13 protein-coding genes are annotated in these 15,912 nt (G+C 71.3%); 8 read left to right on the top strand and 5 right to left on the bottom strand.

The genetic code is table 11. The features are described from left to right. The 3 genes from ACJQWM_RS13650 to ACJQWM_RS13640 all read left to right on the top strand — a co-directional run. Positions 1-820: ATP-binding domain-containing protein (locus ACJQWM_RS13650; RefSeq protein ID WP_411306902.1), on the top strand; the 820-nt coding region annotated here is incomplete at its 5' end. A 146-nt stretch (positions 821-966) separates the two neighbouring features. Beyond that, complete coding sequence (gene folE, locus ACJQWM_RS13645) at positions 967-1,557, top strand: GTP cyclohydrolase I FolE (RefSeq protein ID WP_332707808.1); 591 nt, start codon at positions 967-969, stop codon at positions 1,555-1,557. A 210-nt stretch (positions 1,558-1,767) separates the two neighbouring features. Beyond that, the gene (locus tag ACJQWM_RS13640; protein ID WP_332707811.1) at positions 1,768-3,036 is read left to right on the top strand and encodes a sialidase family protein; all 1,269 of its coding nucleotides are present in this window, start codon (positions 1,768-1,770) and stop codon (positions 3,034-3,036) included. Between the two features lie 173 nt (positions 3,037-3,209). Here the strand turns inward: ACJQWM_RS13640 and ACJQWM_RS13635 are convergent, their stop codons facing one another. The 4 genes from ACJQWM_RS13635 to mnmG all read right to left on the bottom strand — a co-directional run bounded on the left by ACJQWM_RS13635 (position 3,210) and on the right by mnmG (position 8,798). Beyond that, positions 3,210-4,184 carry an NAD(P)/FAD-dependent oxidoreductase gene (locus ACJQWM_RS13635; RefSeq protein ID WP_332707814.1) on the bottom strand — a complete coding sequence of 325 codons (975 nt, stop codon included), beginning with the start codon at positions 4,182-4,184 and terminating at the stop codon, positions 3,210-3,212. A gap of 71 nt (positions 4,185-4,255) precedes the next feature. Then, positions 4,256-5,242, bottom strand: coding sequence for an L-histidine N(alpha)-methyltransferase (gene egtD, locus ACJQWM_RS13630; protein WP_332707817.1), 987 nt, complete (start codon positions 5,240-5,242; stop codon positions 4,256-4,258). Then, entirely contained in the window at positions 5,239-6,573 is a 1,335-nt protein-coding gene (gene egtB, locus ACJQWM_RS13625; protein WP_411306901.1) for an ergothioneine biosynthesis protein EgtB, read from the bottom strand. The genes egtD and egtB overlap by 4 nt, the downstream gene beginning before the upstream one ends. Before the next feature lie 317 nt (positions 6,574-6,890). Further along, a complete protein-coding gene (mnmG, locus tag ACJQWM_RS13620) occupies positions 6,891-8,798 on the bottom strand; it encodes a tRNA uridine-5-carboxymethylaminomethyl(34) synthesis enzyme MnmG (RefSeq protein ID WP_411306900.1) in 1,908 nt (635 codons plus the stop codon). A 251-nt stretch (positions 8,799-9,049) separates the two neighbouring features. Between mnmG and ACJQWM_RS13615 the strand changes: the two genes are divergently transcribed. Genes ACJQWM_RS13615 through ACJQWM_RS13600 form a run of 4 tightly spaced genes read left to right on the top strand, consistent with a single transcriptional unit; the run spans position 9,050 to position 13,635 of the window. Continuing rightward, positions 9,050-9,562, top strand: coding sequence for a Csu type fimbrial protein (locus ACJQWM_RS13615; RefSeq protein WP_332707893.1), 513 nt, complete (start codon positions 9,050-9,052; stop codon positions 9,560-9,562). Further along, positions 9,562-10,311 carry a fimbrial biogenesis chaperone gene (locus ACJQWM_RS13610; RefSeq protein WP_411306899.1) on the top strand — a complete coding sequence of 250 codons (750 nt, stop codon included), beginning with the start codon at positions 9,562-9,564 and terminating at the stop codon, positions 10,309-10,311. The genes ACJQWM_RS13615 and ACJQWM_RS13610 overlap by 1 nt, the downstream gene beginning before the upstream one ends. Positions 10,312-10,321: 10 nt before the next feature. Then, positions 10,322-12,679 (top strand): fimbria/pilus outer membrane usher protein, encoded by a 2,358-nt coding sequence (locus ACJQWM_RS13605; protein ID WP_332707890.1) that lies wholly within the window; start codon positions 10,322-10,324, stop codon positions 12,677-12,679. Beyond that, a complete protein-coding gene (locus ACJQWM_RS13600) occupies positions 12,676-13,635 on the top strand; it encodes a Csu type fimbrial protein (RefSeq protein ID WP_332707888.1) in 960 nt (319 codons plus the stop codon). Before ACJQWM_RS13605 ends, ACJQWM_RS13600 begins: the two co-directional genes overlap by 4 nt. A 525-nt stretch (positions 13,636-14,160) precedes the next feature. Here the strand turns inward: ACJQWM_RS13600 and ACJQWM_RS13595 are convergent. Further along, entirely contained in the window at positions 14,161-14,721 is a 561-nt protein-coding gene (locus ACJQWM_RS13595) for a hypothetical protein (RefSeq protein WP_411306898.1), read from the bottom strand. A gap of 164 nt (positions 14,722-14,885) precedes the next feature. Between ACJQWM_RS13595 and ACJQWM_RS13590 the strand changes: the two genes are divergently transcribed. Then, positions 14,886-15,878: a pyridoxal-phosphate dependent enzyme gene (locus ACJQWM_RS13590; protein WP_332707401.1), complete on the top strand. Its 993-nt coding sequence runs from the start codon at positions 14,886-14,888 to the stop codon at positions 15,876-15,878. Positions 15,879-15,912: the final 34 nt, after the last annotated feature.

Genomic DNA, 15,912 nt, shown 5'->3' with positions numbered 1-15,912 from the left:
GTCCGATGCCGGCGGCATGGACCTGGACGCATCGCCCGCTGGCGCGGCTGCCGCGGCGCTTGCCGGCCACCGCGTGCACCTGCGGCGCGGCTACCGGCAGAGCCAATCGCTCGATCTCGCGCCGCTCGCCGCCGCGGTGCGCGAGGGCGACGCGGACACCACGCTGGCGCTGCTGCGCGGCGGCGAGCTGGCCGGTGTGCACTTCCACGAAGACCTGCTCGAGCCACTCGCCGGCAGCGCCGGCGAAGCGCTGCTGGGCGCCTGGCGTCCGCTGCTCCAGATCCACGATCCGGCCGCCGCGCTCGCGCTCGCCGCGCGTGCACGCCTGCTGACTGCGGTGCGCGAAGGGCCGCACGGCGCACGCACGCTCAATGCGCGCATCGAGGAGGCGCTGGCGGGGACGCAGCATCCGCGCTACTACCATGGTCGGCTGCTGCTGATCACCGAGAACAGCTATCGCCACGGCCTGTTCAACGGCGACATTGGCGTGTGCCTGCGCGGCGAGGACGGCGTCATTGCGGCGTGGTTCGCCGGCGGCGAGGGCGTGCGCGGCCTGCACCCGGCCGCCCTGCCGGCGCACGAGGGTGCGTTCGCGATGACCGTGCACAAGGCCCAAGGCTCGGAGTTCGACCAGGTCTGGCTGCAGTTGCCGCGACAGGACGGGCGCGGGCTGTCGCGCGAACTGCTGTACACCGGCCTGACCCGCGCCCGCGATGCAGTGCACCTGTGCGCCAGCGAGCCGGTGCTGCGCGCGGCGCTGGCGCGCCGCACCGCACGCGTGTCCGGACTGGAGTGGCGCTTGCGCGCCGCATCCGGGTAGAAGTAGAGCGGAGCTTGCTCCGCTGTCGGCCGCGCCGGGGAAGCGACAGCCGAGCAAGCTCGGCTCTACGACCACACCCTGCCGCTCGCGAGGTCGGGATCGGCGCTGGAGTACGATGGCCGACCCGCAGCCGCACTTCCGACGCCATGGCAGATTCCTCCAAGCCCACGCGCGAACAAGCCGAAGCCGCCGTCCGCACCCTGCTCAGCTGGGCCGGTGACGACCCCGCGCGCGAAGGCCTGCTCGACACCCCCAAGCGCGTCGTCGATGCCTACGGCGACTGGTTCCACGGTTACAGCGCCGACCCGCGCGAGTACCTGTCGCGCACGTTCGAGGAAGTGGCCGGCTACGACGAGTTGATCGTGCTGCGCGACATCGAGTTCGAGAGCCACTGCGAGCACCACATGGCGCCGATCATCGGCAAGGCCCACGTCGGCTACCTGCCCGACGGCAAGGTGGTCGGCATCAGCAAGCTGGCGCGCGTGGTCGAGGCCTACGCCCGGCGGCTGCAGGTACAGGAAAAGCTGACCGCGCAGATCGCCGGGGTGATCCAGGACGTGCTGCAGCCGCGCGGCGTCGGCGTGGTGGTGGTCGGCGCGCACGAATGCATGACCACCCGCGGCGTGCACAAGCGCGGCGTCAGCATGGTCACCTCGAAGATGCTCGGCAGCTTCCGCGAGGATGCGCGCACCCGCGCGGAGTTCCTGCGCTTCATTGATGTCGGGCCCGGGCGCTGAGCGCGAGGTCTCCGGGCGAGTACCCAACCGAGCAAGCTCGGCTCTACGGGGGCACATCCTCGCCTCGGTATGAGCGCCATCGCCGCAATGTCTTTCGGCCCGGCCCGAAGAGCGGTCGTCGGACAGCTTTTCTCGCGATCTGAACGAAGAGCTCGCGGCTACGAGCCGCTCCTACAGGTGCCGAGCGCTGCGGCGGATTACCCTGTCGACATGAAACCTATCTTCTGTGCCATCACTCTTGCCTTCGTTGCCCTGACCGGCTGCGACGATTCGCCCCAGGCAGCGGCGTCCGCGGGCCCGCCCACGCCCGCGCTGACCGTCACCGAATGGGCCTTGCCGACCGCGGCGGGCGCCGCGCAGCCGGACCTGGTGGCGACCGACGACGGCTTGCTGCTGTCGTGGATCGAGCCGCTCCAGTCCGGCCATGCGCTGCGGTTCGCGCGCTACCGCGGCGGGGCCTGGGGCGCGCCGCGACAGATCGCGCGCGGCGAGGACTGGTTCGTCAACTGGGCCGACACTCCGCACCTGGCGAGCACCGCCGATGGCGCGCTGTGGGCCCACTGGCTGCAGAAGTCCGCCGCCGCGACCTACGCCTACGACGTCGCGCTGACGCGTTCCGAGGATGGCGGTGCGAACTGGTCGGCGCCGGTGCTGGTCAACGACGACGGCACGCCGACCGAGCATGGTTTCGTTTCGCTGTGGCCGATGTCCGATAGCAGCCTCGGCGTGGCCTGGCTCGACGGGCGCGAGACCGGCAGCGGCGGGCACGACGCCCACGCCACGTCATCAGGCGCGATGACGCTGCGCGCGGCCAGCTTCGACGCCGCCTTGCAGCGCAGCGGCGAGGCCCGGATCGACGCGATGACCTGCGACTGCTGCCAGACCGACGTGGCGCTGACCGCACGCGGCCCGCTGCTGGTGTATCGCGACCGCACGCCCGCGGAGATTCGCGACATCGCGGTCAGTCGGCTGCAGGGCGGCCGCTGGAGCGTCGGGCGCAGCGTGCATGCGGACGAGTGGACCATGCCGGCCTGCCCGGTCAACGGACCGGCGGTGGCGGCGCGCGGCGACGAGGCGGTGGTCGCGTGGTACACCGCCGCCGGCGGCACACCGACACTCAAGCTGGCGCGCAGCAGTGATGCCGGCGATACCTTCGGCGCGCCGGTCACGTTCGACCGTGGCGAGCAGGTCCAGGGCCGGGTCGATGTCGCCCTGGACCAGCACGCCGCCTGGGTGCTGTGGCTGCGCGAGGACGCGCAGGGCCAGTCGCTGCAACTCGCGCGCCATGCCGCGGACCTGTCGCGCGAGCTGCAGCGCGTCGAGATCGCGCGCCTGCAGGGCCGCGGGCGCGGCACCGGCTTCGCGCAGCTGGTGCTGGCCGGCGACACCGCGCACGTGGTGTGGACCGACGTGGTCGATGGCCGGCCCCGGCTGCGCGGCGCGCAGATATCCGCGGACGACCCCGCCCCGCGCTTGTAGGAGCGGCTTCAGCCGCGATGAGGGTCAAGAGCTTCAGACGCGGATCAGAGCGAAAAAAGGCGGATGAAGCTTTTTGTACAGCAGGTCGATTTTGCTTTGATCCGCTCTTTTTCGCTTTGATCCGCGTCAAATGTTCTTGCCTCTACGACACCCCGTCCGGCACTCGGCCCCGGTCAGTCGCCGGGCGTGGGCAGCTCGGCCGCGCGGTCGGCCTGGCGCGCGGCGTCCTCGCGGTAGTTCGGCGGCAGCCGCTGATGGATCGCGGTCGCGGCGATGGCGGCATGGCCGACCGCGACGCTGATCTGGTTGAGCGCACTGACGATGTCGCCGATCGCGTAGAGGCCGTCGACGCTGGTCTGCAACTTGTCATCGACCAGCAGTTCCTGCGTCTGGTCGACCTCGGCGCCCAGTGCGAGCGCGAGCTGCGACTGCGCATCGCCCCCGAGTACCGGGTAGAGGGTGTCGAACCACTCGCAACGGCCGTCATCGAACCGGGCATGGCAGCCGCGCGCATCGTGGTGCAGGTTGCGCGGCACCGGCAGCAGCTCGAGGTGCGCGTTGCGGGCGATCTCGGCGCAGCACGCCGACGGCGCATCCGGCGCGGTCGGCAACACCGCCACGCGGCGCGAGAACGTGCGCAGGAAGGCGGCGTGACGGATCGCCTGGTCGATCGGGGCGTACACCGCGATGCGCTCATCGCTGGCCTCGTAGCCATCGCAGACCGCGCACAGGCGGACCGCGCCGGCCTTGATCGCCGCCTCCAGCCCCTCGACCGGCGGCATGCGGTCGACGATGCCGGTCGCCAGCAGTACGTGGCGCGCGTGCCAGCGCTGGCCGTCCTCGGCGGTGGCGAGAAAGCCCTCGTCGACGCGTTGCAGCCGGCCGATCCGGCCCGGCACGATCGCTGCGCCGTAACCTTCGGCCTGTTCGCGCAGCTTGCCCAGCAGCGCCGGACCGGTGACTCCGAACGGGAACCCGGGGCAGTTGTGGCTGGTCGGTATCCAGCGCGCGCGGCTGGCGCCGGCGTCGACCACCAGCACCCGCCGCAGGAAGCGCGCGAGGTAGGTCGCCGCGGTCAGCCCGGCCGGGCCGGCGCCGACGATCACGCAGTCGAGCGGGGGTGGATCGCTGGCGGCAGGCTCGGGCATGGCGTTCTGCGGTGGCACCAGGAACAAAGAAGCGGCCGCACCTGGCAGTGGTCAGACCGCTCGGCGCGAGCTCATGCCGGTTGCAGCAGGCGCAGGCCGAACCAGTCGCGCGGGTCGTTCCAGCCCTCGACGACCGTCAGCCCCGCGACCTGCGCGAGTCCGGCCAGGCCGGCGTCGGTGTACTTGTGGCTGTACTCGACCAGCATCGCCTCGCCCGCCGCGAACCGGAAGTCGCGCCCGGCCACGATCACGGACTGTTCGTGCCGGCTGACCAGGAACGTCTCGATGCGGCCGCGTTCGCGCGCGTACACCGCGTGGTGGCGGAAGCCGTCGAGCTCGAAGTCGCTGCCGAGCTCGCGGTTGAGCCGGGTCAGCAGGTTCAGGGTGAAGGCGGCGGTGACGCCGGCTGCATCGTTGTAGGCCGCCTCCAGCGTCGCGCTGTCCTTGTCCAGATCGATGCCGATCAGTGCCTGCCCGCGCGCGCCCATGGTCGCGCGCATCGACCGCATCAGCTCGATCGCACCGGGGTGGTCGAAGTTGCCCAGGGTGGAGCCGGGGAAGAACACCAGCGTGTGCCCGGTGGCACGCCCGGGCCGGGGCAGTTCGACCGGCCGGCTGAAATCGGCGCAGACCGGCAGCATCTCGATCTGCGGAAAGGCTTCGGCCAGGCGTGCGGTGCTGGCCAGCAAGGTGCCGCGGTCGATCTCGATGGGCGTGTAGGCGACCGGGTCGCGCAGCCCCTCGAGCAGCTGGGCGGTCTTGCGGCCGCTGCCGCTGCCGTACTCGACCACGTGCGCGTGCGCACCGACCGCGCGCGCGATCGCGTCCATGCGCGCATCCAGCAGCGCGATCTCCACCCGCGTCAGGTAGTACTCGGGCTGGCGGGTGATCGCCTCGAACAGCTCGGAGCCGCGCGCATCGTAGAAGTACTTCGACGGCAGCTGCTTGGGCGAGGCGGACAGGCCCTCGAGCACGTCGCCGGCGATATCGTCGTGGCTGGGGCGCAGGTCGGTGAGTCGGGCCATGGGGGCGGGCGCGGGCGCGGTGGTGGCGGTCATGCCGGATCCTTGGCCAGGCGCAGGCCGGAGAACTGCCAGCGATCGGGCGGATAGAAGAAGTTGCGGTAGCTGGCGCGCATGTGCCCGCGCGGGGTCGCGCAACTGCCGCCGCGCAATACCCACTGGCCGCACATGAACTTGCCGTTGTACTCGCCCAGAGCGCCGGGCAGCGCACGGAAACCGGGGTAGGACGAATACGCACTCGAGGTCCATTCCCAGACGTCGCCGAACAGCTGTTGCAGCCCCGGTCTGGCGGCGGCCGTGGGCGCGGCGCCAAGCGGTCGTTCCCGGGACGCCGGATGCAGCAGGTCGTCATCGGCGAAGTTGCCTTCGACCGGCTGCGTCGCGGCATGGCTTTCCCATTCGGTCTCGGTCGGCAGCCGCGCACCGGCCCAGCGCGCGAATGCATCCGCCTCGAAGTAACTGAGGTGGCAGACCGGCGCATGCGCATCGAGCGCGCGCATGCCGCCAAGGGTGAACTCGCCGGCGAGGTCTTGGTCCCAGTACAGCGGACGGGACCAGCCCTCGGCCTGCACGCGGCTCCAGCCCTCGCTCATCCACAGCGTGGCGGTGCGATAGCCGTCGTCGTCGACGAACGCGCGGTACTCGGCGTTGCTGACCGGTCGGCTTGCCAATGCATGCGCCGGCACCAGCACGCGGTGGCGGGGCGACTCGTTGTCGTAGGCGAAGGCGCCACCGGCCGGCCAGGCCGGCGCGCCGATCTTGGCCAGGCGCTCGCCGCTGGCGATCCAGTGCAGCGGCGTTGCGCCGCCATGTCGCTGAGGCAGGTCGTCGCGATAGGCCGGGCGCAGCGGATTGCACCACAGCGCATGCTTGATGTCGGTCAGCAGCAGCTCCTGGTGCTGCTGCTCGTGGTGCGTGCCCAGCATGATGCGGCGCAGCGCCTCCTGATCGAAATCGCCGGCCGCGAACCCATGCGCGATGCGCGCATCGATCGCGTCGCGGTAGGCCAGCACCTCGCTCAGCCCCGGCCGCGACAGCAGCCCCCGCTGTGGCCGGGCGTGCATCGCGCCGACGCTGTGGTAATAGCTGTTGAACAGGTAGTCCCAGTCCGGGTGCACCGGGGCATAGCCGCGTTGCAGGCCGAGCACGAAGCACTCGAAGAACCAGCTGGTGTGCGCGAGGTGCCACTTGGCCGGGCTGGTGCTGTCCATGCTCTGCACCATTGCGTCCTCGGGCGACAGCGGCATGGCGAGCAGCTGGCTGCGCGCGCGGACGTCGCGATAACGCTGCGCCACGGCGGCGGCATCGGGCGCACGTGCGGGGACGTCTCGGACGGGCGCGGGAGCAGGGGCGAACGGCAGCGACATCGGAGCAAGAATATCGGCCCGGCGCGATGGCAAAGTGATGGCGGCGTGATTTCGACGCGGCTTGTCAGAGCCCTGCTGGATTCCCCTCTTTGAAAAAGAGAGGCCGCGCCGCGGGAGAACCCGCTTGCGGGAATCTTCAGCGCGCCGCCGCGCGCGAGGAGACCCGCTTGCGAACTCACGCCACCCGGCTGCATCGCTGCCGGGACAGGTGCACCAGCAGCAGCGAGACCGCCGCCGGGATCATGCCGCGCCGCGGGAGAACGCGCTTGCGGGAACCTTCAACGCGCCGCCGCGCGCGAGGAGACCGGCTTGCGGACTCACGCCACCCGGCTGCGGCGCTGCCGCGACAGGTGCACCAGCAGCAGCGAGATCGCCGCCGGGGTCATGCCGGGGATCCGCTGCGCCTGGCCGACGGTCTGCGGCCGCACCTGCGCAAGCTTGCCGGTCAGCTCCGCCGACAGCCCGCGCACGCCGGCGTAATCGAATCCGGCTGGTATCGCCATGGTCTCGTGGCGCTGCGCGCGCGCGATCTCCTCGCGCTGGCGATCGACATACCCGGCGTACTTGACGCCGATCTCGACCTGCTCGGCCACCGCCGGGTCGGCCACCGCCGGCGCGAGCATCGGCACCTGCAGCAGGCGGGCGTAGTCGAGCTCGGGGCGCTTGAGCAGGTCGAGCGCGTGACTCTCACGGCTGACCTCGATGCCGAGGGTCTGCGCCAGTTCGCGGCCGAGCGGGTTGCCCGGCGCCGCCCAGATCGAGGACAACCGTGCGTTCTCGCGTTCGATCGCCTCGCGCTTGGCGGCGAACTTCGCCCAGCGCGCCTCGTCGACCAGGCCGAGTGCGCGTCCGGTTTCGGTCAGGCGCAGGTCGGCATTGTCCTCGCGCAACTGCAGCCGGTACTCGGCGCGTGAGGTGAACATGCGGTAGGGCTCGGTGGTGCCGTGGGTGATCAGGTCATCGACCAGCACGCCCAGGTAAGCCTCGTCGCGGCGCGGACTCCAGCCCGGCTGCCCGCCGACCAGGCGCGCGGCATTGACGCCGGCCAGCAGGCCCTGCGCGGCGGCTTCCTCGTAGCCGGTGGTGCCGTTGATCTGGCCGGCGAAGAACAGCCCGGAAACCGCCTTGGTCTCCAGCGTGGCCTTGAGCCCGCGCGGATCGAAGAAGTCGTACTCGATCGCGTAACCGGCGCGGGTGATATGGGCGTGCTCGAAACCGCGGATCGAACGCACCAGCTCGAGCTGCACGTCGAACGGCAGCGAGGTGGAGATGCCGTTGGGGTAGATCTCGGCGACGTCCAGGCCCTCCGGCTCGACGAAGATCTGGTGCGATGGCTTGTCGGCGAAACGCACCACCTTGTCCTCGATCGACGGGCAGTAGCGCGGGCCGATGCCCTCGATATGGCCGGTGTACAGCGGCGAGCGGTCCAGCGCGGCGCGGATGATGTCGTGGGTGCGCTCGGAGGTGTGGGTGATCCAGCACGGGACCTGGCGCGGATGGTCGCTGTGTTGCCCGAGGAACGAGAACACCGGGCGCGGTGCATCCCCCGGCTGTTGCTCCATCACCGAATAGTCCAGCGTGCGGCCGTCGATCCGCGGCGGGGTGCCGGTCTTGAGCCGGTCCACCACGAACGGGCCGTCGCGCAGCCGCGCCGCCAGCGCGGTCGCGGGCGGGTCGCCGGCGCGGCCGGCGGCGTAACTGGTCGGGCCGACGTGGACCTTGCCGGCGAGAAAGGTGCCGGCGGTCAGCACCACGGCCGGCGAGTGGAAGCGCAGGCCGGCCTGGGTGAGCACACCATTGACCGCGTTGCCGGCGGCGCCACCGCCACCGGCAAACACGATGTCGTCGACCGCCGCCTGGAACACGGTCAGGCCCGGCTGCGCCTCGACCGCGCGGCGGATGAACGCGCGGTACAGCGCGCGGTCGGCCTGGCAGCGGGTGGCGCGCACCGCCGGGCCCTTGCTGGCGTTGAGCCGCCGCCATTGGATCCCGGCGGCATCGGCGGCGTGCGCCATCACCCCGCCGAGCGCATCGATCTCGCGGACCAGGTGGCCCTTGCCGATGCCGCCGATCGCCGGGTTGCAGCTCATCACCCCGATCGTCTCGATCGCATGGGTCAGCAGCAGCGTGCGCGCACCGGCGCGCGCCGCCGCCAGCGCGGCCTCGGTGCCGGCATGGCCGCCACCGACCACGATCACGTCGTACTGGAAAAAGTCGTTGCTCATCGGAGGGCTCGCGTCGATTCGCGCGTGGCGGCCGCGGCGGCCGCTGAGCTAGCGGCGCCCGATGGCCGCTGACGGAAGCTGCGGATTCTACGCCAGGGCCGGTATGAGCGGTGCCGAGCCGCGGCCTGCGTCAACCCTCCGGCACTTGTTTTTGCCAGAAACTTGGCACGGGACTTGCTTCACGTCACACTGTGCACCGCACTCAAGTCACGGATTGACATTTTCGTCCGTAGATTCCCAGGGGGATTGCAATGCCGAGTTTTACCCGTACCGCGCTCGTGGCCGCCCTGTTGTCGGTGGCTCCGGCCGCCCTGGCCGCGACCGACACGTCCGACATGGCGGTGTCGATCGAAATCCAGAACGCCTGCGAGATCACCGCCAACCCGCTGGACTTCGGTGTCCAGACCGGCGTGGACGCCGCCATCGACGACGCCACCACGGTCGAGCTGGACTGCTCGGCGATCGACAGCGAGGTCGCGATCAGCTTCGATGTCGGCGACGGCAGCGCCGCCACGTTCGCCAGCCGCAAGATGACCAACGCCAACGGCGACACCATCGACTACAGCCTGTTCGTCGACAGCGCCCGCACCAGCCCGCTGGGCGACGGCATCGATGGCGCGGCGCTGGTCACCGATCGCGACGGCAATTCCGGCAGCACCGGCACGGTGCAGACCTTCGACGTCTATGGCCGCGTGTTCGCCAGCCAGGGTCCGAAGCCGGTCGGCAGCTACACCGACACCGTCGTCGCCACTGTCGAATTCTGATGCACCCGCACCGCCGCCTCATGGCGGCGGTCGTGACTGCGCTGGTTTTCGCGAGCACCGCGTTCGCGACCGGTGCAGCGCACGCCCGCGGCCAACTGCAGACCCGCCAGACCGGCATCGACCTGCCGGCGGGCACGCGTGCGGCCCGGCTGGTGCTGGCCAACACCGGTGACGCGCCGATCCTGGCGCAGATCCGGGTCTACGCTTGGCACCAGGACGGCAGCGATGACCAGCTCGAGCGCAGCGACGACGCGCTGGTCGCGAGCCCGCCGATCGTGGAGATCGCGCCGGGCGGCGAGCAACTGGTGCGGCTGGTCCGGCCCAGCGCCGCGGCGGTGCCGGGGGAGCGGGCCTACCGCGTGGTGGTCGACGAACTGCCGGGCGATCCGGTCGCCGGCGAAGGCAGCGCGGTCACCGTGCGCATGCGCTACCTGCTGCCGGCGTTCGTGCGCGCGGCCGATGCCGCGCCCGCACAGCTGCACTGCGAGCTCGAGCGACAGGGCGAGCAGCCCGCGCTGGCCTGCCGCAACAGCGGCGGCCGCGCGGCCCGTCTCGGCGCGACCCGCTTGATCGGTCGCGGCGGCCGGGAGTTGGAAGTGACCCCGGGACTGCTCGGCTACGTGCTGGCCGGCAGCGCGCGACGGTTTCCACTGGACGCGGCGAGACTGGCGGCACTGGACGCTCCGGCCAAGCTCGAGGTGAGCCTGAATGGGCAACCGGCGGCGATCGATCTCGCCCTGCATCGGTAGGCCGACCGCCTTGGCCCTGGCGCTGACCGCCGTGCTCGGCACCGGCACCGTGGGCCACCAGGCACGGGCGGCGGCCGGCGGCGCGTTGGCCAGCCTGGAGGCCGAACCGCTGGCGCAGGTCAGCGCGATGCGCGCGCCGCACACGCTGTACCTCGACATCGTGCTCGACGGCCGCGTGGTCAGCACGCTGGTGCGTTTCCACGTGGTCGGCGAGCGATTGTCGGTCGATCCCGAGGTGCTGGTCGCGGCCGGCCTGAAGCTGCCCGACGACCTGCCGCGGGACGGCCAGGGCCGGGTCGCGCTCGACCGCATCCCCGGGCTCGGCGTGCAGTTCGAGCCGACTTTGCAGCAGGTAACCCTCAGCCCCGGCCTCCACTTGCGCCCGACCCACCACCTCGGCTACCGGGCGCCGGCGCCGCTGTCGGTGACCCGCGACCACGGCCTGGTGCTGGACTGGGACGTCTACGGGCGCAGCTTCGATGGCCGCCAGAGCCTGTCGCTGGGCACCGGCGCGCGCTGGTTCGGCCGGCTTGGCACGCTGGAGGTCAACGGCCTCAGCCGCGCTGGCGCCGGCGGCAGCGACGCCTACACGCGGCTGGACACGCGCTGGAGCTACTCCGATCCCGGCCGCATGACCACCTGGAGTGCCGGCGACGTGGTCTCCGGCGGGCTCGGCTGGACCCGCCCGGTGCGCCTGGGCGGCGTGCAGTGGCGGCGCGAGTTCGGCGTGCGCCCGGACCTGATCGTCTACCCGCTGCCGCGGTTCAGTGCCGATGCGACCCTGCCGTCCTCGGTCGAGCTGTTCGTCAACAACGTGCGCCAGCGCAGCGAGGACATCGCGCCGGGCCCGTTCGTTATCAGCAATTTCCCGCGCGTGGTCGGCGCCGGCCAGGCGGTGGTGGTGGTGACCGACGCGCTCGGCCGCAGCAGCCAGACCAGCGTGCCGCTGTACGTCGATTACCAGCGCCTGGCGCGCGGGCTGAGCGATTTCTCGCTCGAGGCCGGCGTGCTGCGCCGCGGCTTCGGTATCGGCTCCAGCGACTACGGCGACGATCTGGTGGCCAGCGCGAGCTACCGGCGCGGCCTGCGCGACGACTTCACCCTGGAACTGCACGGCGAGGCCGGTCCCGGGCTGCAGCTCGGCGGCGCGGGCTTGGCATGGTCGCCGCTGGCCCGCTACGGCGTGGTCACCGCCAGCTATGCCCGTAGCCAGGGCGACAGCGCCGCTGGCGACAGTAGCGTTGGCGACAGCGGGGGCGACCAGCTCGCAGTGGGCTACCAGTGGTTCGGCCAGCGCGCCGGTTTCGACCTGCACGCCCAGCGCGCCAGCGCCGGCTACCGCGACCTGGGCACGCTCGACGGCGGCAGCCGGCCGCTGCGCGCGCAGGACCGCGCCTCGCTGTGGTTCGGCGTCCCGCGCGGCTCGCTGTCGCTGACCTGGCTGCGCTTCCGCGATGCGCAGGACGTGCCCAGTCGCACCCTGAGCCTCGGCCTGAGCCAGAGCTACCGCCGGCTGTCGCTGTCGGCCAACGCATTCAGGGACGACCGCGCCGGCCACGGCCTGTCGCTGACGGTCAGCCTGCCGCTGGGCAGGGACCTGTACTCCTCGTTCAACGCCGACCACCGGCGCGGCGACACCGACTTCAGCGCCAGCCTGCGTCGCAACGCTCCCTACCGCGGTGGCTGGGGCTGGCAGGCGCAGGCGCGCGACAACGGCGACGGGCAGCTGTCGGCCCGCTATCGCGGCCGCGCCGGCGAGGTCGAGTTCGGTGTCGATCGGCTCGAGGACCGCCACGGCGCCTATACGCAGGGCCACGGCAGCCTGGTGATGATGGACCGGCAGACCTTCACCAGCCGTCGCATCAGCGACGCGTTCGCGGTGGTCTCCAGCAACGGCGTTGGCGACGTGCCGATCCTGTACGAAAACCGGGTTGCCGGTCGCACCAACGACGATGGCTACCTGCTGCTGGCCGACCTGCGCGGCTGGCAGCGCAACCGCATCGCGATCGACCCCGACGGGCTGGGCGCCAGTCTCCAGGTGCCGGCGATCGAACGCCTGGTGACACCGGCCGACCGCAGCGGCATCCGCGTGCGCTTCGCGATCGAACCGATCCGCGCCGCGACCCTGGTACTGCGTGGTGCCGACGGCGTGCCGGTCGAGCCGGGTACCCGGGTGCAGCGCGAGGACGGCAGCGAGGCGATCGTCGGGTTCGACGGCGAGCTGTGGCTGGAGAACTATGTCGACCGCGAGGTGCTGCGCTGGGGCCGGCGTGGGGCCGCCTGCACCGCCGCCACGCCGGCGCTGCCGCCGTCCACGACGATGTCCCGGCTGGGCCCGGTCAGCTGCGCCGGGGAGCTTGCGCCGTGAACGACCGCCGGTGCCTGTTGCTGTTGCTGGCCGTGGCCGGCGCGCTCTGGAGCCCGGTCGCGCCGGCGCAGCAATGCCGCTTTGCCGGCAGCGGCAACGCCGACCTGAATTTCGGCACCATCGACCAGCTGCCCACGACCGCCGAGGCGACCGCCGGGCAATTCGACATCCGCTGCGATGACGTGCCCGCCGAGGGCGTGAAGCTCTGCCTCGGCATCGATGCCGGCACCGGCGGCGCTGGACTGGACCCCCGGCAGATGCGCAGGAACGGCGGCGCCGAGCAGCTCGACTACCGCATCACCCGCGACCCCGCCGGGGTTCAGTCGTGGGGACCGGTCGGCACCGCCGACACTGCGGTGGTCATCATCGAGCGCTCCGCCGGCGGCTCCGGTTCCGCCGTGGTGCCGCTCTATGGTCAGCTGGTACCAGGCGCCAGCCCCGTGGCCGGGGATTACCTGAGCGGATTGACCGCGACCCTGGAGCAGACATCCAATCGTCAGGCCAACTGCAACTCCGGCAAGCCGGCCGACAGCATGCGCTTCGACGCGGTCGCCAGGATCGCGCCGGCCTGCACGGTCACCAGCACCAGCCTGATATTCGCGGCCACCAGCCGATTGCAGGATGACCAGTTCGGCACCGCCAGCATCAACGTGCAGTGCCCACTTGGCGTGCCCTACAAGGTCGGCCTGAACGAAGGGCTCAACGCCCTCGGCGGCAATCCCCCGGCCAGGAGAATGGTGCATGGGCAGACCGGCGGCGATTACATCCGCTACGACCTGTACCGCGACAGCGCCTACACGCTGCCCTGGGGCTCGGTCGCGTCAGGCAATTTCGCCGAATCCATCGGCACCGGGACTCCCGCGGCGATGACCGTTTTTGGCGTGGTGCCCGCAGGCCAGGGGCCGCTGCCGACCGGCCGCTACAGCGACCGGGTCACGGTGACGATCGAATACTGAACGACGGCGCTTGGCGGTCAAGCTTGGCACGGTTCCTGCGTCACCTATCCTGCACCCAGCGGGGCAGGCGCCAGGCGCCGGTCGGAATTGGAACAGGGCCGACCATGCGCCCGCCGGGGAAGCCAGGGGCCGAATGTCGGGGGACGTTCGGCCCCTTTTTTGTGTCCCGGTGACGCCGCTCCCCTGTAGGAGCGCCCCATGGGCGCGATTCTGCGGAGATGCGCAGGAGTACCAATCGCACGCGGGTTCCCGATCGCGCCCAAGGGGCGCTCCTACGAAAACGCCGCCTCGCGGGAGCGGGCGGCGTTCGGTCAGAGAAGACAGGGCCGCCAAGGCGCCGGCGCTCGACGAGGACGGAACAGGGGGGATCCGTGATTCCTTATCGAGCGCCGACATGGACGCTTGCGGGCTGTCTGCCTTCGAGTTACGTCTAAATGCGACGCAACCGGTCAGCGGGCCCTAGGGTGCGTCCGCTCCGGCCCGGACGCAAGTGCCCGGGCGCCCTTCTCCGCGGTCGACTTAGCGTTAATCGACCTCGCGGTCACGCGTGGTCTCGTTGAGCCGGCGCATCCGATCGCCCAGTCCTGAGCGCGGTCGCGGAGCCGGGGCCTGCACCCGCGGGCGCGGCGCCGGCGCCACTGCCGGTCGTGCCGGCACCACGGGGCGCTGCCCCATCGGCCCGCCGTCGGCATGCTGGCGCCGGCGCAGCTCGTCCAGGTCGCGCCACGGGGCGCGTCCGTCATCGTCGTTGCGCGGCGGGCGCGGGTCGACATCGGTGTCCGGGCGCGGCACGATCACGATCGGCGGCCGATAGCCGGGGAGATACGGCCCATACGGGTAGCCGTAGTAGCCACCGCGGTAGCCGTAGGGGTAGCCGCCGTAAGAGCGGCTGTAGTAGATCGAACTGTGCGGGTAGCCGTAGCCGCCATACGCGCCATGGCCATAGCCGCCGTGATAGCGGTACTCGGTCTGGGGCTGGCCGTAGTAGTAGTCGCCGCGCGCGCCGTGGCGCTGGGCGTAGTCGCTGGTGACGCAACCGGCCAGCAGAACGGCGGCGGCGACGGCAAAAGTCAGTTGGCGAATCATGGCGTTACCCCCAATGTGTACCGCCACAGTGTGCTCCGTGCGTTGAACTCGGCCTTAATTTCCACCCCAGTGGCGCCCGGACGCGGCGCCAGCTCGCCGATTCGAGCCGCGGCCGGCTGCCCGGGTGGCGCGCCCGGGCACTCGCGGTGCGCTAGGCTCAGGCAATGAACGACAGCGCACATCCTGCTCCCACGCCGCAACCGCCGGGTTTCGACGACGTCCTCGCCGCCGCCGCGCGTATCGCCCCGCACGCGCACGCCACCCCGGTGCTGCGGTCGCGCGTGCTCGATGCGCTGGCCGGATGCGAACTGCACTTCAAGTGCGAGAACCTGCAGCGCGGCGGCGCGTTCAAGTTTCGCGGCGCCTGCAACGCGATCTTCTCGCTGGGCGAGGAAGAGGTGACGCACGGCGTCGTCACCCAGAGCTCGGGCAACCACGGCGGCGCGGTCGCGCTGGCCAGCCGGCTGCGCGGCACCCGCGCCACCGTGGTCGCGCCGCGCAGCACGCCGAAGGTCAAGCTGGCCGCGATCGAGGGCTACGGCGGGCGTGTGGTGCCCTGCGACACCACCCAGGCCTCGCGCGATGAGGTCACCGCGCAGGTGCTGGCCGAGACCGGCGGCGTGCTGGTGCACCCGTTCAACGATCCACGCGTGATCGCCGGCCAGGGCACCGCCACCCTGGAGTTGCTGTGCAGCGTGCCGGGCATCGATGCGGTGATCGCGCCGGTCAGCGGCGGCGGCCTGCTGTCGGGCAGCGCCATCGCCGCGCATGGGCGCGGTCGCGGGATCAACGTGTTCGGTGCCGAGCCGCTCGGCGCACGCGACGCGCACGACTCGCTGCGCAGCGGCGAGCGCATCACCGGGCGGGTCGCGGACACGGTCTGCGACGGCCTGCGCGCCGAACTGGGCACCCTGACCTTCCCGATCCTGCGCGAGCACGTGCGCGAGATCCTGCTGGTCGACGACGCGCAGGTGATCGCGGCGATGCGGCTGCTGTGGGAGCGCATGAAGCTGGTGGTGGAGCCCTCGGGCGCGGTGCCGCTGGCGGCGGTGCTGGCGCATCCCGAACATTTCGCCGGACGCCGCGTCGGGATCATCCTGTCGGGCGGCAATGTCGATCTGGATGCGCTGCCGGAATTGTTCGGTCGATCCGGCTGAAGCGACCCTTGTAGGAGCGGCTTCAGCCGCGCAT

This window comes from Novilysobacter longmucuonensis, from assembly GCF_046600735.1.
Lineage (GTDB): Bacteria > Pseudomonadota > Gammaproteobacteria > Xanthomonadales > Xanthomonadaceae > Novilysobacter_A > Novilysobacter_A longmucuonensis.
Note: the sequence above shows the minus strand (reverse complement) of the source record. Positions and strands in the feature narration are given on the sequence as shown.

Excerpts from the sequence above, each read along its gene's own strand:
- ACJQWM_RS13640 (WP_332707811.1), top strand. The coding sequence starts at position 1,768 with ATGAAACCTATCTTCTGTGCCATCACTCTTGCCTTCGTTGCCCTGACC.
- mnmG (WP_411306900.1), bottom strand. The coding sequence starts at position 8,798 with ATGAGCAACGACTTTTTCCAGTACGACGTGATCGTGGTCGGTGGCGGC.
- ACJQWM_RS13590 (WP_332707401.1), top strand. The coding sequence starts at position 14,886 with ATGAACGACAGCGCACATCCTGCTCCCACGCCGCAACCGCCGGGTTTC.
- egtB (WP_411306901.1), bottom strand. The coding sequence starts at position 6,573 with ATGTCGCTGCCGTTCGCCCCTGCTCCCGCGCCCGTCCGAGACGTCCCC.
- ACJQWM_RS13635 (WP_332707814.1), bottom strand. The coding sequence starts at position 4,184 with ATGCCCGAGCCTGCCGCCAGCGATCCACCCCCGCTCGACTGCGTGATC.
- ACJQWM_RS13615 (WP_332707893.1), top strand. The coding sequence starts at position 9,050 with ATGCCGAGTTTTACCCGTACCGCGCTCGTGGCCGCCCTGTTGTCGGTG.
- ACJQWM_RS13610 (WP_411306899.1), top strand. The coding sequence starts at position 9,562 with ATGCACCCGCACCGCCGCCTCATGGCGGCGGTCGTGACTGCGCTGGTT.
- egtD (WP_332707817.1), bottom strand. The coding sequence starts at position 5,242 with ATGACCGCCACCACCGCGCCCGCGCCCGCCCCCATGGCCCGACTCACC.
- folE (WP_332707808.1), top strand. The coding sequence starts at position 967 with ATGGCAGATTCCTCCAAGCCCACGCGCGAACAAGCCGAAGCCGCCGTC.
- ACJQWM_RS13595 (WP_411306898.1), bottom strand. The coding sequence starts at position 14,721 with ATGATTCGCCAACTGACTTTTGCCGTCGCCGCCGCCGTTCTGCTGGCC.